Source organism: Bradyrhizobium sp. SZCCT0153, from assembly GCF_018129995.1.
In the GTDB taxonomy this organism is placed as follows: Bacteria; Pseudomonadota; Alphaproteobacteria; order Rhizobiales; family Xanthobacteraceae; genus Bradyrhizobium; species Bradyrhizobium japonicum_G.
Genome location: NZ_JAFCKS010000003.1, coordinates 368,036 through 383,540, shown reverse-complemented (window position 1 = coordinate 383,540; position 15,505 = coordinate 368,036). Strand labels below are relative to the sequence as shown.

Annotated in this window: 13 protein-coding genes; 10 read left to right on the top strand and 3 right to left on the bottom strand. The window is 64.5% G+C overall.

The genetic code is table 11. From position 1 onward, the window contains the following. The first annotated feature begins 15 nt into the window (after nucleotides 1-15). The 7 genes from JQ572_RS15530 to JQ572_RS15500 all read left to right on the top strand — a co-directional run bounded on the left by JQ572_RS15530 (nucleotide 16) and on the right by JQ572_RS15500 (nucleotide 9,007). On the top strand, nucleotides 16-699 hold the full coding sequence (locus JQ572_RS15530; RefSeq protein WP_211383900.1) for an RNA-binding protein: 684 nt from the start codon (nucleotides 16-18) through the stop codon (nucleotides 697-699). A gap of 70 nt (nucleotides 700-769) precedes the next feature. Further along, a complete protein-coding gene (gene infB / locus JQ572_RS15525) occupies nucleotides 770-3,475 on the top strand; it encodes a translation initiation factor IF-2 (protein ID WP_211383899.1) in 2,706 nt (901 codons plus the stop codon). Between the two features lie 154 nt (nucleotides 3,476-3,629). Next, entirely contained in the window at nucleotides 3,630-4,061 is a 432-nt protein-coding gene (rbfA, locus tag JQ572_RS15520) for a 30S ribosome-binding factor RbfA (RefSeq protein WP_211383898.1), read from the top strand. After that, a complete protein-coding gene (gene truB / locus JQ572_RS15515) occupies nucleotides 4,058-5,176 on the top strand; it encodes a tRNA pseudouridine(55) synthase TruB (protein WP_211383897.1) in 1,119 nt (372 codons plus the stop codon). Before rbfA ends, truB begins: the two co-directional genes overlap by 4 nt. 2 nt (nucleotides 5,177-5,178) lie before the next feature. Then, nucleotides 5,179-5,448 carry a 30S ribosomal protein S15 gene (gene rpsO, locus JQ572_RS15510; RefSeq protein WP_008131787.1) on the top strand — a complete coding sequence of 90 codons (270 nt, stop codon included), beginning with the start codon at nucleotides 5,179-5,181 and terminating at the stop codon, nucleotides 5,446-5,448. 463 nt (nucleotides 5,449-5,911) lie between these two features. Next, complete coding sequence (gene pnp, locus JQ572_RS15505) at nucleotides 5,912-8,068, top strand: polyribonucleotide nucleotidyltransferase (RefSeq protein ID WP_211383896.1); 2,157 nt, start codon at nucleotides 5,912-5,914, stop codon at nucleotides 8,066-8,068. Nucleotides 8,069-8,275: 207 nt separating this feature from the next. Then, entirely contained in the window at nucleotides 8,276-9,007 is a 732-nt protein-coding gene (locus tag JQ572_RS15500; protein ID WP_283814080.1) for a superoxide dismutase, read from the top strand. Nucleotides 9,008-9,076: 69 nt separating this feature from the next. On the opposite strand, the gene katG is transcribed toward JQ572_RS15500, so the two are convergent. After that, nucleotides 9,077-11,242, bottom strand: a complete 2,166-nt coding sequence (gene katG / locus JQ572_RS15495; protein WP_211383895.1) for a catalase/peroxidase HPI — start codon at nucleotides 11,240-11,242, stop codon at nucleotides 9,077-9,079. Nucleotides 11,243-11,356: 114 nt separating this feature from the next. Here katG and JQ572_RS15490 point away from each other — a divergent pair, with 114 nt between their 5' ends. Genes JQ572_RS15490 through JQ572_RS15480 form a run of 3 tightly spaced genes read left to right on the top strand, consistent with a single transcriptional unit; the run spans nucleotide 11,357 to nucleotide 13,348 of the window. Beyond that, a complete protein-coding gene (locus JQ572_RS15490) occupies nucleotides 11,357-12,283 on the top strand; it encodes a hydrogen peroxide-inducible genes activator (RefSeq protein ID WP_211383894.1) in 927 nt (308 codons plus the stop codon). Nucleotides 12,284-12,290: 7 nt separating this feature from the next. Beyond that, nucleotides 12,291-12,755: a GNAT family N-acetyltransferase gene (locus JQ572_RS15485; RefSeq protein ID WP_211383893.1), complete on the top strand. Its 465-nt coding sequence runs from the start codon at nucleotides 12,291-12,293 to the stop codon at nucleotides 12,753-12,755. Continuing rightward, complete coding sequence (locus tag JQ572_RS15480; protein ID WP_211383892.1) at nucleotides 12,752-13,348, top strand: glutathione S-transferase family protein; 597 nt, start codon at nucleotides 12,752-12,754, stop codon at nucleotides 13,346-13,348. Before JQ572_RS15485 ends, JQ572_RS15480 begins: the two co-directional genes overlap by 4 nt. Nucleotides 13,349-13,357: 9 nt before the next feature. Here JQ572_RS15480 and fabI read toward each other — a convergent pair whose 3' ends face one another. Beyond that, a complete protein-coding gene (gene fabI / locus JQ572_RS15475) occupies nucleotides 13,358-14,158 on the bottom strand; it encodes an enoyl-ACP reductase FabI (protein WP_211383891.1) in 801 nt (266 codons plus the stop codon). A 101-nt stretch (nucleotides 14,159-14,259) separates the two neighbouring features. Then, a complete protein-coding gene (gene fabB / locus JQ572_RS15470) occupies nucleotides 14,260-15,483 on the bottom strand; it encodes a beta-ketoacyl-ACP synthase I (protein ID WP_211383890.1) in 1,224 nt (407 codons plus the stop codon). Nucleotides 15,484-15,505: the final 22 nt, after the last annotated feature.

Here is a 15,505-nt window from a genome sequence, read left to right as displayed (position 1 = left end):
GAGAATGCCGCTCGGATGCTCGCAGATACTGACCACGATCTCGACAATGGCCCGCGGACCGAAAGGTCCGCGACCATGCGGATGTGCGCGGTCAGCCGCGAGGTCCGGCCGATCGACGAACTGATCCGCTTCGTCGTCTCGCCCCAAGGCGATATAGTTCCCGATCTCAAGCGCAAGCTGCCGGGACGCGGCATGTGGGTCACCGCCTCGCGCGAGGTGGTTGCGGAAGCCGTGCGGCGTCACCATTTTGGTAGGGCCTTCAAGCGCGAGTTGCGCATTCCCCAGACGCTTCCCGCCGATATCGAGGCGCTTCTGGTTCGGAGCGTGACCGAAGCCCTTGGGATTGCCGCCAAGGCGGGCCAGATCGTGGCCGGCTTCGGCAAGGTCGAAAGCGCGCTTCGGGAAGGCACGGTCGAGGTCCTGATCCACGCCAGCGAGGGGGCCGCGGACGGAATCCGCAAATTGGACACGCTGGCGCGTCAAAGCGGCGGAAATCGCGGTGGCAAGCCGCAGATTCCCGTCGTTACCGCACTGAAATCGATAGAATTGGATTTGGCACTTACCCGGTCAAATGTGATACATGCTGCCCTGCTCGCGGGCCCGGCGAGCAAGTCATTCCTGTCACGTAGCCAGATGCTGGTCCGATACCGGATGGCGGACGCTGACAAGACTGCCGAAAAGCCCGGCCAGGATTTCTGAGAGACAACGACGACCCGATAGGACGGTGCGGCAACGCACAACGCTAACAGATCAGGATTAGGACTGCTGAATGGTTGATACCAAGACCCCTGACGACAAGAAGCTGAGCGTTCCGAGCAAGACGCTATCGCTCAAGCCGCGCGTCGAAACGGGCACTGTGCGCCAGAGCTTCAGCCATGGCCGCAGCAAGCAGGTCGTGGTCGAGAAGCGCGGCAAGCGCCGGATCGACGGCAGCCCCGAGCCGCAGGCGCCCACGGTTGTTGCAAAGCCGGCACCGGCTGCGCCAGCGCCGTCTCGCCCCGCCCCGCCCGCCCAGCCGCGCAACGCCGGATCCGGCGTGGTGCTGCGTACGCTGACCGAGGACGAACGTTCCGCCCGCGCCAGCGCGCTGGCCGATGCCAAGGTGCGCGAAGTCGAAGAGCGCCGCCATGCCGAGGAAGAGGCCCAGCGCCGCGCTGTCCGCGAAAACGCCGAGCGCGCCGAGCGCGAGGCCGCCGAAGCCCGCCGCAAGGCCGAGGATGAGCGTCACCGCCACGAAGAGGAAGCCCGGCGCAAGGCCGAAACCGAGGCCAAGAAGCGCTTTGGCGAAGGCGAGCAACCGCAATCCGCGGCGCGCCCTGCAGCGACGGCCTCGGCTGCTCCTGCACCGCGGCCCGGAGCACCTGCGGCCCGGCCCGGGACGACCACCACGGCCCGCCCCGGAACGACGACGGCGAGGCCTGGAACGACCACGCAGCGGCCGGGAGGCCCGGTGGGCCGCGCCCCCGCTGTCGCAGCCGGACCGGACGAGGACGAGGGTCCGCGCCAGATCCGCCGCGGCCCCGGCGGCGCTGCGCGGCCTGTGGTAGCCCCCAAGCCCACCCACAAGCCCGGCCCGCAGAAGGAGCGCGGCCGCCTGACGGTCGTCACCGCATTCAATGCCGACGACGTCCGCGAGCGCTCGATCGCCTCGTTCCGCCGCCGCACCCAGCGCCTGAAGGGCCATGCCGCGAACGAGCCGAAGGAAAAGCTCATCCGCGAGGTGATCATTCCGGAAGCGATCACGATCCAGGAGCTCGCCAACCGCATGGCCGAGCGTGCGGTCGACGTCATCCGCATGCTGATGAAGCAGGGCGCGATGCACAAGATCACCGACGTGATCGACGCCGACACCGCGCAGCTGATCGCCGAAGAGCTGGGTCACACCGTCAAGCGCGTTGCCGCGTCCGACGTTGAAGAAGGCCTGTTCGACGCGATCGAGGATTCCACCGACACCGAGACGCGTTCACCTGTGGTGACCGTGATGGGCCACGTCGACCACGGCAAGACCTCGCTGCTCGACGCGCTCCGCCATGCCAACGTCGTCTCCGGCGAAGCCGGCGGCATCACCCAGCATATCGGCGCCTATCAGGTGCTGTCGCCCGAAAGCGGCAAGAAGATCACCTTCATCGACACGCCCGGCCACGCCGCGTTCACCGCAATGCGCGCCCGCGGCGCCAAGGTGACCGACATCGTCGTGCTGGTGGTTGCGGCCGATGACGGCGTCATGCCGCAGACGATCGAAGCCATCAACCACGCCAAGGCGGCGCGGGTGCCGATCATCGTTGCCATCAACAAGATCGACAAGCCCGACGCCAAGCCAGAGCGCGTGCGCACCGAGCTGCTCCAGCACGAGGTGCAGGTGGAATCCTTCGGCGGCGAAGTCGTCGACGTCGAAGTGTCCGCCAAGAACAAGACCAATCTCGACAAGCTGCTCGAGATGATCGCGCTCCAGGCCGACATTCTCGACCTCAAGACCAATTCGGATCGCCCGGCCGAAGGCACCGTGATCGAGGCCAAGCTCGACCGCGGCCGTGGTCCGGTCGCGACCGTGCTGGTTCAGCGCGGCACGCTCCGTGTCGGAGACATCATCGTCGCCGGCGCCGAAATGGGCCGCGTCCGCGCGCTGATCTCGGATCAGGGCGACACGGTGCAGGAGGCGGGTCCTTCGGTGCCGGTCGAGGTGCTCGGCTTCAACGGTCCGCCGGAAGCCGGCGATCGTCTCGCCGTGGTCGAGAACGAAGCCCGCGCCCGCCAGGTCACCAGCTACCGCGCGCACCAGAAGCGCGAGAACGCGGCTGCCTCGATCTCCGGCATGCGCGGCTCGCTCGAGCAGATGATGTCGCAGTTGAAGACCGCGGGCCGCAAGGAATTCCCGCTGATCATCAAGGCCGACGTGCAGGGTTCGCTGGAAGCGATCCTCGGCTCGCTGGAGAAGCTCGGCACCGACGAAGTCGCCGCGCGCATCCTGCATGCCGGTGTCGGCGGCATCTCGGAATCCGACGTGACGCTCGCGGAAGGCTTCAACGCCGCGATCATCGGCTTCTCGGTTCGTGCCAACAAGGAGGCCGCTGCGGCCGCCAAGCGCAACGGCATCGAGATCCGCTACTACAACATCATCTACGACCTCGTGGACGACGTGAAGAAGGCCATGAGCGGCCTGCTCGCGCCGACCTTGCGCGAAACCATGCTGGGCAATGCCGCGATCCTGGAGATCTTCAACATCTCCAAGGTCGGCAAGGTCGCCGGCTGCCGCGTCACCGACGGCACCGTGGAACGCGGCGCCAATGTGCGCCTGATCCGCGACAACGTCGTCGTGCACGAAGGCAAGCTGTCGACGCTGAAGCGCTTCAAGGACGAAGTGAAGGAAGTCCAGTCCGGTCAGGAATGCGGCATGGCCTTCGAGAACTACCACGACATGCGCGCCGGTGACGTGATCGAGTGTTACCGCGTGGAGACGATCCAGCGCTCCCTGTAAGTCCAAATCTTACCGAAGCGCACGGATCTTTTTGAGCTGAAATAGCGAGAGTGCGGTGGCCGGATTTTTTCCGGCCATCCGCCTCTCATTCGTTTCAACAGGACAAATGACAATGCCCGTGTCCCAAACGCGGGCATGACGAGGTGATTTCCAGATGCCCCGCCATCATCAGAAGAAGAGTTCCGCGCCGGGCGGCTCGCAACGCCAGTTGCGCGTCGGCGAGCAGGTTCGCCATGCGATGGCCGAGATTCTGGCGCAAGGCAATGTGCATGATGCGGACCTCGAAGATCACATCATCACCGTGCCGGAGGTGCGGATGTCGCCCGACCTGAAGCTCGCAACAGTCTATGTGATGCCGCTCGGTGGCCGCGACACCGGGATCATCATCGCTGCGCTCGACCGCAACAAGAAATTCCTGCGCGGCGAGGTCGCGCGGCGCGTTAACCTGAAATTTGCACCTGATCTTCGCTTCCGCGTCGACGAACGATTCGACGAAGCGGAACGGATCGAGAAGCTTTTGCGAACACCTGCGGTGCAGAAGGACCTGGAACAGGATCCGGATTCGGATCGGGAAGAAGAGCAATGACGATGGACCCGGCTCACGGCACGATCGGCGGCGAAGAGACCGATCAGCGCGACGCGCAGAAAAATAATTTTGCGGACATGAGCGGCAATTCGCAGCCGGATCAGGAGCAGCGCCGCGTCAACAACGATCCGCGCGCAGGCAAGCAGAAGGGCAACCAGCCGCGCCGCGACCGGCGCGACGTCCATGGCTGGGTCGTGCTCGACAAGCCGATCGGCATGACCTCGACGCAGGCGGTCGCCGTGCTCAAGCGCCTTTTCAACGCCAAGCGCGCCGGTCATGCCGGTACGCTCGATCCGCTCGCCTCCGGCGGCCTGCCGATCGCGCTCGGCGAGGCCACCAAGACCGTCCCCTTCGTCATGGACGGCCGCAAGCGCTACCAGTTCACCGTGTGCTGGGGCGAGGAGCGCGACACCGACGACATCGAGGGCCGGGTGACCGCGATCTCCGACCAGCGCCCGACACGGGAGGCCATTCTGGCCCTGCTGCCCCGCTTCACCGGCGTGATCGAGCAGATCCCGCCGCGCTATTCCGCGATCAAGGTCCAGGGCGAGCGCGCCTACGATCTCGCCCGCGACGGCGAGATCGTGGAACTGGCTCCCCGCCCGGTCGAGATTCACCATTTAACCCTTGTAGATCAACCGGATAACGACCGGTCCGTGTTCGAGGCGGAGTGCGGCAAGGGCACCTATGTCCGCGCGCTGGCCCGCGATATGGGCCGGATTCTCGGGACTTACGGTCATATCTGCGCGCTGCGGCGGACCCTGGTCGGCCCATTTGACGAAAACGACATGATTCCGCTGGATCAGCTGGAGGCTTTGTGCGATAGAGCCGCGTCCGGCGAGGGCAGCCTCGCCGACGCGCTTATGCCCGTTGAGACCGCGCTGGACGACATCCCGGCACTGGCCGTCACTCGGGCTGATGCGGCAAGGCTCCATCGGGGCCAGGCCGTTTTGTTGCGCGGACGGGATGCGCCCACTTGTAGCGGCACAGTCTATGTCACGGTGGCAGGCCGGCTTCTCGCGCTTGCTGAAGTTGGCAATGGCGAAATCATCCCCAAGCGTGTGTTCAACCTGACCGGCCTGACTGCCAGCTCCGGTCGCAACGAGAGAAATTGACGATGTCGATTGCCGCAGAACGCAAAGCGGAAGTCATCAAGACGAATGCCAACAAGGCCGGCGACACCGGCTCGCCCGAGGTTCAGGTCGCGATCCTGTCGGAACGCATCAACAACCTCACCAACCATTTCAAGACCCACGTGAAGGACAACCATTCGCGTCGCGGCCTCTTGAAGCTGGTTTCGACCCGCCGTTCGCTGCTCGATTACCTCAAGAAGAGGGACGAGGCGCGGTACAAGGCACTGCTCGAGAAGCACAACATTCGTCGTTAAGAGTTCTTGCGCGCGCCAACGGCGCGCGTTTTTGCGCGTGGTTTCGAACGAAAGCGTTTGTTCAAAGGTTTTTGATCGAGGCTGCGTGCGCGTCGGGTGCGGGCCCAAAGCGCGATAAGAATCGCACTTTGGATTGTTGTTTGAGCATGATCTTGTCGGAAAACCGCTTCGCACTTTTCCGGATCATACTCGAGTGACGATTCGCATCCGGGGCATGATCGGCGAAGACCGCGGTTCGGTGTTCGCGTTCGTGCCGACTGACAGTCCAGCGGCAATCCGGCGGCTGGGCAAAACGGGCAAGGCGCCCGTATGACCCGAAGGGATGGACGCCATCCGAAATCCAAAAACCATGGCAGGATCGCAGGACGCTGATCGCCCTCTTCGATCAACGTCCCGCAATCTTGCGCATGGTTTTTGTTTTTCGATCCGTCCTTCTTTCGAGAACCCATGAAAGAAGACATCTATGTTCAATAAGCATTCGGTCGAGATCGACTGGGGTGGACGTCCCCTCAAGCTGGAAACCGGCAAGATCGCGCGCCAGGCCGACGGCGCCGTCGTCGCCACCTATGGCGAGACGGTGGTGCTCGCCACCGTCGTCGCGGCGAAGTCGCCGCGCGAAGGCGTCGACTTCCTGCCGCTGACCGTCGACTACCAGGAAAAGACCTACGCCGCGGGCCGCATTCCCGGCGGCTATTTCAAGCGCGAGGGCCGTCCGACCGAGAAGGAGACGCTGGTCTCCCGCCTGATCGACCGTCCGATCCGCCCGCTGTTCGTCGACGGCTGGCGCAACGAGACCCAGGTGATCGTCACCGTGCTGTCGCACGACATGGAGAACGATCCCGATATCGTCGCGCTGGTGGCCTCGTCGGCTGCGCTGACCCTGTCGGGCGCTCCGTTCAAGGGCCCGATCGGCGCCGCGCGCGTCGGCTTCGCCAATGACGAGTTCATCCTCAACCCGACGCTCGACGAGATGGTCGACACCCAGCTCGACCTCGTCGTGGCCGGCACCGCCGACGCCGTGCTGATGGTGGAATCGGAAGCCAAGGAACTGAACGAAGACATCATGCTCGGCGCGGTCATGTTCGGTCACCGTCACTTCCAGCCGGTGATCAACGCGATCATCGAGCTTGCCGAGAAGGCCGCGAAGGAACCGCGCGAAGTCACCGTGATCGACAACTCGGCGCTCGAAAAGGAAATGCTCGGCATGGTCGAGCAGGAGCTGCGCGCCGCCTACGCCATTCCGGTCAAGCAGGATCGCTACGCCGCGGTCGGCAAGGTCAAGGAAAAGGTGATCGCGCACTACTTCCCCGAAGGGCAGGAGCCGAAATACGACAAGCTGCGCATCGGCGGCGTGTTCAAGGAGCTCGAAGCCAAGATCGTTCGCTGGAACATCCTCGACACCGGCAAGCGCATCGACGGGCGCGACAGCAAGACCGTGCGCAACATCATCGCCGAAGTCGGCGTGCTGCCCCGCGCCCACGGCTCGGCACTGTTCACCCGCGGCGAGACCCAGGCGGTGGTCGTGACCACGCTCGGCACCGGCGAAGACGAGCAGTACATCGACGCGCTGTCGGGAACGTACAAAGAGACGTTCCTGCTGCACTACAACTTCCCTCCCTACTCGGTCGGCGAGACCGGCCGCCTCGGCGGCACCAAGCGCCGCGAGATCGGCCACGGCAAGCTGGCCTGGCGCGCGATCCATCCGGTGCTGCCGCCGCATCACGAGTTTCCGTACACGATCCGCGTGGTCTCGGAGATCACCGAATCCAACGGTTCCTCGTCGATGGCTTCGGTCTGCGGCGCCTCGCTCGCGCTGATGGACGCCGGCGTTCCGCTGAAGCGGCCGACCGCGGGCATTGCGATGGGCCTGATCCTCGAAGACAAGCGCTTCGCGGTTCTCTCCGACATCCTCGGTGACGAAGATCATCTCGGCGACATGGACTTCAAGGTCGCCGGCACGGAAGCGGGCATCACCTCGCTCCAGATGGACATCAAGATCGAGGGCATCACCGAAGAGATCATGAAGGTCGCACTCGGCCAGGCCAAGGATGGGCGTATCCACATCCTCGGCGAAATGGCCAAGGCACTCACCAACGCCCGTGCCGAGCTCGGCGAATATGCGCCGCGCATCGAAACCTTCAAGATCGCCACCGACAAGATCCGCGAAGTGATCGGCACCGGCGGCAAGGTGATCCGCGAGATCGTCGAGAAGACCGGCGCCAAGGTCAACATCGAGGACGACGGCACCGTGAAGGTCGCCTCCAGCGACGGCGAGGCGATGAAGGCCGCGATCAAGTGGATCAAGTCGATCGCCTCCGATCCGGAAGTCGGCCAGATCTATGACGGCACCGTCGTCAAGGTGATGGAGTTCGGAGCCTTCGTGAACTTCTTCGGCTCCAAGGACGGTCTCGTCCACATCAGCCAGCTCGCTTCGGCGCGCGTGCAGAAGACCTCCGATGTCGTCAAGGAAGGCGACAAGGTCAAGGTCAAGCTGCTCGGCTTCGACGACCGCGGCAAGACCCGCCTGTCGATGAAGGTGGTCGACCAGACCACCGGCGAAGACCTCGAAGGCAAGGGCGGCGACGGCGAGAAGGCCCCGCGCGAAGCGGCCGGCGAGTAATCGCTCGGGACCATCGGAAACACGAGGGGCGGCCGAGAGGCCGCCCTTTTCATTGGCCGTCAGCAGCCTGCATCACCGGAATGGCAATGCGCGATTCCGCCGCAGCGTCACAATGACTGCGATCGAAACCGGCGATGGTCGCTGCTGCGTACCTGTTGTCACGGCCGTCCGCCGTATCGGCGGATCGTCCCCAGACAGGAGAACCACATGTCATCCCTATCCCGGCGCCGTCTCATGGTCGCTGCAACCGGCCTCGTCGCGACTGCTGCTGCCCCGCGCCTCCTGTTCGCGCAGGCTGCCATGGCGGCCGCAGGTCCGTTCAAGCTAGAACCGCTGGCCTATCCGGCGAACGCGCTGGAACCGCATATCGATGCCAAGACGATGGAGATCCATCACGACCGCCATCACCAGGCGTTCATCACCAACCTGAACAATTTCGCCAAGGACAATCCGCAGCTCGCGGAAAAGCCTGTCGGCGAAGTGCTGGGCAATCTCGGCGCCGTGCCGGAAGCAATCCGCACCGGCGTCCGCAACAGCATGGGCGGCCACGCCAATCACACGATGTTCTGGCAGATCATGGGGCCGAACGGCGGCAAGCCGGAAGGTGCCCTGCTCGCTGCAATCGACAGCGATCTGGGCGGCATGGAAAAATTCCAGACCGACTTCAACGCAGCCGGCGGGCGCGTGTTCGGCTCGGGCTGGGTGTTCGTGACTGTCGGCAAGGATGGCAAGCTCGCGATCGAGACGCGGCCCAACCAGGACAATCCGATGATGGACGGCAAGCGCGCGCTGCTCGGTAACGACGTCTGGGAGCACGCCTATTACCTGAACTACCAGAACCGTCGCGCCGATTATCTCAAGGCATGGTGGAACACGGTGAACTGGAAGGTCGTGGGCGAACGTTTTACAGCCGCCAAGGCCGGCACACTCGACGTGTGACGACAATCCGGGCCAACGAAAAAGGGCGACCTCTCGGCCGCCCTTTTGTTTGTCGCTTGCTGATCGGGATCAGGCCGCGATGTCGTACCGGTCGAGGTTCATCACCTTGGTCCAGGCCTTGGCGAAGTCATTGACGAACTGCTCCTTGGAATCCGAAGTGGCATAGACCTCGGCGTAGGCGCGAAGCTGCGAGTGCGCACCGAAGATCAGGTCGGCGCGCGTGCCGGTCCACTTCACCGCATTGGTCTTGCGGTCGCGGGCCTCGTAGGTGCCGTCAGCCGCCGCCGTCCACTGCGCACCCATGTCGAGCAGGTTGACGAAGAAGTCGTTGCTGAGCGTGCCCACCTTGGCGGTGAGAACACCGTGCTTCGAACCGTTCGCGTTGGCGCCGAGCACACGCAGGCCGCCGACGAGCACGGTCAGTTCGGGACCGGAGAGCTTCAACAGCTGCGCGCGATCGACGAGGGCTTCTTCCTGCTGCAGGAATTGATGCCGCTTGCCGACGTAGTTGCGGAAGCCATCGGCCCGCGGCTCCAGCGGAGCAAAGGATGCAGCGTCGGTCTGCTCCTGCGAGGCATCCATGCGACCCGGCGTGAAGCCGACCTTCACGTCGACGCCGGCATCCTTCGCGGCCTTCTCGACCGCGGCGGTGCCGCCGAGCACGATCAGGTCCGCAAGCGAGACCTTCTTCGCACCGGCCGAGGCGTTGAACTCCTTCTGGATCGCTTCGAGCTTGCCCAGAACCTTCGAGAGCTGGGCCGGCTGGTTCACCTCCCAGTCCTTCTGCGGGGCAAGACGGATGCGTGCGCCGTTGGCGCCGCCGCGCTTGTCGGAGCCGCGGAACGTCGAGGCCGACGCCCATGCGGTCGAAACCAGCTCGGAGACCGAGAGGCCCGAAGCCAGGATCTTGGTCTTCAGCGCGGCGATGTCCTGATCGCTGGCCAGCTCGTGATTCACCGCCGGAATCGGGTCCTGCCAGATCAGCGTCTCCTTCGGCACCAGCGGGCCGAGATAGCGCTGGATCGGTCCCATGTCGCGGTGGGTGAGCTTGAACCAGGCGCGGGCAAAGGCGTCCGCGAACTGATCCGGGTTCTCCAGGAAGCGACGCGAGATCTTCTCATAGGCCGGATCGAAGCGCAGCGAGAGGTCGGTCGTCAGCATCGTCGGCCGGTGCTTCTTCGACTTGTCGAACGCATCGGGAATGATCGCGTCGGCGCCCTTCGCCGCCCACTGGTTCGCGCCGCCCGGGCTCTTCGTCAGCTCCCATTCGAAATTGAACAGGTTCTCGAAGAAATTGTTGCTCCACTTCGTCGGCGTCTTGGTCCATGTCACCTCGAGTCCGCTGGTGATGGAATCGCCAGCCAGGCCCGACGCGTGCTTGCTCTTCCAGCCGAGGCCCTGATCCTCGAGCGCGCCCGCTTCCGGCTCCGGTCCGACCAGCGACGGATCGCCCGCGCCGTGGGTCTTGCCAAAACTGTGGCCGCCGGCGATCAGCGCGACGGTTTCCTCGTCGTTCATCGCCATGCGGGCGAACGTCTCGCGGATGTCCTTGGCCGCGGCGACCGGATCCGGCTTGCCGTTCGGGCCTTCCGGATTGACGTAGATGAGGCCCATCTGCACCGCGCCGAGCGGTTCGGCGAGTTCGCGTTCGCCACTGTAGCGCTCATCGCCCAGCCACGTGCCTTCGGGACCCCAATAGAGCTCTTCCGGCTCCCAGACGTCGGCGCGGCCACCGGCGAAACCGAACGTCTTGAAGCCCATCGACTCCAGCGCGACATTGCCGGCGAGCACCATCAGATCGGCCCAGGAGAGCTTGCGGCCGTATTTCTGCTTGATCGGCCAGAGCAGCCGACGCGCCTTGTCGAGATTGGCGTTGTCAGGCCAGCTGTTGAGCGGGGCGAACCGCTGCTGACCGGCGCCGGCGCCACCGCGACCGTCGGTGGTGCGATAGGTGCCCGCGCTGTGCCAGGCCATGCGGATCATCAGGCCGCCATAGTGGCCGAAGTCGGCGGGCCACCATTCCTGCGAATCCGTCATCAGAGCGGTCAGGTCCTTGATGACCGCCTTGAGGTCGAGCGACTTGAATTCCCTGGCGTAGTCGAACTCCTTGCCCATCGGATCGGACAGGCCGGAATTCTTGTGCAGCATCTCGATGCTGAGCTGGGTTGGCCACCAATCGCGGTTCGCCGGCACGCGTTTTCCACCCGAAAACGGGCACTTTGAAGTGTCGTCCATGAATACCTCCTCTGGTGGCGTCGAACTCGCGCCTTTGACCAGGTCAAGCCACTCTAGGCCTCCCATTCCATCAGGGGAAGTTGACTTTAATGATCGCTGCGATAGGATTTTCTGATGGCTAACGTGACGATGCGCCAGCTCAGGTATTTCGACGCGCTGGCGCGTCACGGCCATTTCGGCCGCGCGGCGGAGGCAAGCGCCATCTCGCAGCCGGCCCTGTCGATGCAGATCAAGGAACTCGAGGAGGCGCTCGGCGGCCTGCTGCTGGAGCGCAGCGCCCGCCAGGTGGCGCTGACCCGGTTCGGCGAAGAGCTCGCGCCACGCGTCCGCGACATCCTGCGCTCGGTCGATGAGCTCGGCGATTTCGCGCGCGCCTCGCAGGACCGCTTTGCGGGCCGGCTGCGGATCGGCATGATCCCGACGATCGCGCCCTATCTGCTGCCCAAGATCACCAAGAATCTCACGCGCATGCATCCCGAGCTGGACATCCGCGTGCGCGAGACGATGACGCCGCGGCTGATCCAGGAACTGGTGGAAGGCCGGCTCGATACCGCCATCGTCGCGCTGCCGGTGTCGGAGCCCTCGCTCACCGAGGTCGCGCTGTTCGACGAGAAATTCCTGCTGGTGCGGCCGGGTTCCGATGAAGGCACGCCGGTGCCGTCGCGGGAGATGATGCGCGAGATGCGGCTGTTGCTGCTCGAAGAAGGCCACTGCTTCCGCGATCAGGCGCTGTCCTTCTGCAACATGCAATCGGCGCCGCCGCGCGAGATGCTGGACGCGAATTCGCTGTCGACGCTGGTGCAGATGGTCAGCGCCGGCATCGGCGTGACCTTGATTCCCGAGATGGCCGTGCCGGTGGAGACGCGATCGGCCTCGGTCTCGCTGGCGCGTTTCCGCGACCCGCAGCCGTCGCGCACCATCGGCATGGTCTGGCGCAAGACCAGCCCGCTGGCTCGGCAACTCCTGCAAATCTCCGAAGTGGTGTGCCTGTCGGCCGGCAAGGCGCGCGCACGGCCATCCGTGCGCAGTCAGCGGGCTTGACGCGGCGATGTCGCATCCGATCATCCGCCCAGCCCGCGCCGACGAATATGACGAGGTCGGCCGCGTCTGGATGGAAAGCTGGGTCTCGACCGGGCTCGGCGAAGCGAGCGCCTTCCTGCTGGCAAACCTGCGTGCGCGGATCCACCGCGAGATAGAGGCCGGCTGGAGCCTGTTCGTCGCCGACGACAACGGCACGCTCGCGGCGATGCTGGCGCTGCATCTGCCGAAGCTCTATCTCGACATGCTGTTCGTCGCCCCCGCCTATCAGGGGCAATCGCTCGGCCGCCAATTGCTCGCTTTCACGCGCACGCAAATGCCCGACGAGATGTACCTGCGCTGCGTCCGCGAGAACGAAAAAGCCTGGCGCTGGTACGAGCGCGAGGGTTTTGTGTTCGAGAAGGAAGAGATCGAGCCCTCGAACGGGTTCATGATGAAGTATTACCGGTGGAAGAACAAAGGAAACGCGCCATGATCAAACTCTACTGGTCGCCGCGCTCGCGTTCGTTCTCGACGCTCTGGCTGATGGAGGAGAGCGGACTGCCCTATGAGCGCGTGCTGACGGACATTTCGACGGGCGCGCAGAAGGCGCCGGACTATTTGAAGATCAATCCGATGGGCAAGGTGCCGGCGCTGACCGACGGCGATGCCGCGCTCGGCGAAGCCGCCGCTATCTGCGCCTATATCGCCGATCGCTATCCGGATACGAAGCTCGCGCCAGACGTGACCGATCCGCGCCGCGCGCGTTACCTGCAATGGCTGTTCTTCTCGCCAAGCTGCATCGAACCCGCCATCATCCAGATCTTCACCAGGATCGAGATCCCGACATCGACCGCGGCCTGGGGCAGCGCGACGCAGGTCTTCGACGTGCTGGAAGCCGCGCTTGCCAAGGGGCCGTGGATCCTCGGCGAGGAGTTTTCGGCCGCCGACATCACGATCGGCTCGGGCCTGAATTTCGCGGTGCGCGTGTTCAAGATGGTGCCGTCGCGCCCGGCCTTCGATGCCTATATCGCACGCTGCATGGCGCGTCCGGCGTTCCAGCGCGGAGAGAAGATCGCGGCGGGGTAGCGGCCCGCCCTAATCCGACGTTTTCAAATCGTCCGGCCTCGGCATCAGCACGGTGTTGTAGCCGGAATCGACATAGTGGATCTCGCCGGTCACGCCGCCGGAGAGATCCGACAGCAGATACAGCGCCGAGCCGCCAAGCTCGTCGAGCGTGACGCCGCGGCGGAGCGGCGAATGCTTTTGCATGAAGGCGAACATCGCGCGCGCCTCGCCGATGCCGGAGCCGGCGAGCGTGCGGATGGGACCGGCCGAGATCGCGTTGACGCGGATGCCGCGCGGTCCGAAATCGGAGGCGAGATAGCGCACCGAGGCTTCCAGCGCCGCCTTGGCGACGCCCATCACGTTGTAGTTCGGCATCGCGCGCTCCGAAGCGCCGAAGGTCAGCGTGACCATGCTGCCGCCCTCCGTCATCAGCTCCGCGGCACGCTTGGCGACTTCCGTGAAGGAGAAGCAGGAGATCACCATGGTGCGCGAAAAATTCTCGCGGCTGGTGTCGGCGTAACGGCCCTTCAGCTCGTTCTTGTCGGCAAAGCCGATCGCGTGGATCACGAAATCGAGCTGGCCCCACTTCTCGCGCAGCGCAGCGAAGGTGGCATCGACGCTGGCGATGTCCTCGACGTCGCAGGGCAACACCAGTTCCACGCCGAGAGACTCCGCCAGCGGCTTGACGCGCTTTCCCAGGGCCTCGCCCTGGAAGGTGAAGGCAAGCTCGGCGCCATGGGCATGCAGCGTCTTCGCCATACCCCAGGCGATCGAATGATCATTGGCGATCCCCATGATCAGACCGCGCTTGCCTTTCATCAAACCTTCCATTGCCTCGCAACTCCCATTATCCGAGGTCGTCGCTCACGCATGTGGGCGATACAATATTCTGGCGGCGATCATTGTAGGCCGGGAAACCGAAGGGTGCTGGCTCACACGTCCAGCCGGCTGAACACCAGCGTGGCGTTGGTGCCGCCGAAGCCGAAGGAGTTCGACAGCACGGTGCCGATTTTGACGTTGTCGATGCGCTTGCGCACGATCGGCATGTCGGCGAAGGCGGGATCGAGCTCCTGGATGTGAGCGCTCTCGCAGATGAAGCCGTTGTTCATCATCAGCAGTGAATAGATCGCTTCCTGCACGCCGGTTGCGCCCAGGGAGTGACCGGTCAGCGCCTTGGTCGCCGAGATCGGCGGACACTTGTCGCCATTTCCGAACACCCTGCGGAGCGCATCGATCTCCGGCGGATCGCCGGCCGGCGTCGATGTCGCGTGCGGATTGATGTAGTCGACCTTGGTCTTCACGGTCGACATTGCCATGCGCATGCAGCGCTCGGCGCCCTCGCCGGAGGGTGCGACCATGTCGTAGCCGTCGGACGTCGCGCCGTAACCGACGATCTCGCCGTAGATGCGCGCGCCGCGCGCCTTGGCATGCTCGAGCTCCTCCAGCACCAGCACGCCAGCGCCGCCGGCAATCACGAAGCCGTCGCGGTTGACGTCGTAGGGACGCGAGGCGGTGGCAGGCGTATCGTTGTACTTCGAGGACATCGCGCCCATGGCGTCGAACAGCACCGACAGCGACCAGTCCAGCTCTTCGCAGCCGCCGGCGAAGATGACGTCCTGCTTGCCGATCTGGATCGTCTCATAGGCGTTGCCGACGCAATGGTTCGACGTCGCACAGGCCGACGAGATCGAATAGTTCACGCCCTTGATCTTGAACCAGGTCGCAAGTGTCGCGGAGGCCGTGGACGACATCGCCTTCGGCACTGCAAACGGTCCGACGCGCTTCGGCCCCTTGGTGCGGGTGATGTCGGCAGCCTCGACGATGGTGCGGGCGGACGGACCGCCGGAGCCCATGATGATGCCGGTGCGGATATTGGAGATGTCGTCGGGCGACAGACCGGAATCCTGGATCGCCTGCTCCATCGCGACGTGATTCCAGGCAGCGCCCTGACCGAGGAAACGCATTGCGCGGCGGTCGACCACCGTCGAAGGATCGAGCGACGGCGCACCCTGCACCTGCGAGCGGAAGCCGAGCTCGGCATATTTCTCAGCCCGCGAAATGCCCGACTTCGCCTCGTGAAGGCTCGCAAGCACTTCCTGGGTGTTGTTTCCGATGGACGAAACGATGCCCATTCCGGTGACCACAACCCGCCTCATGACAGCCTCGCCTTACTCGTTG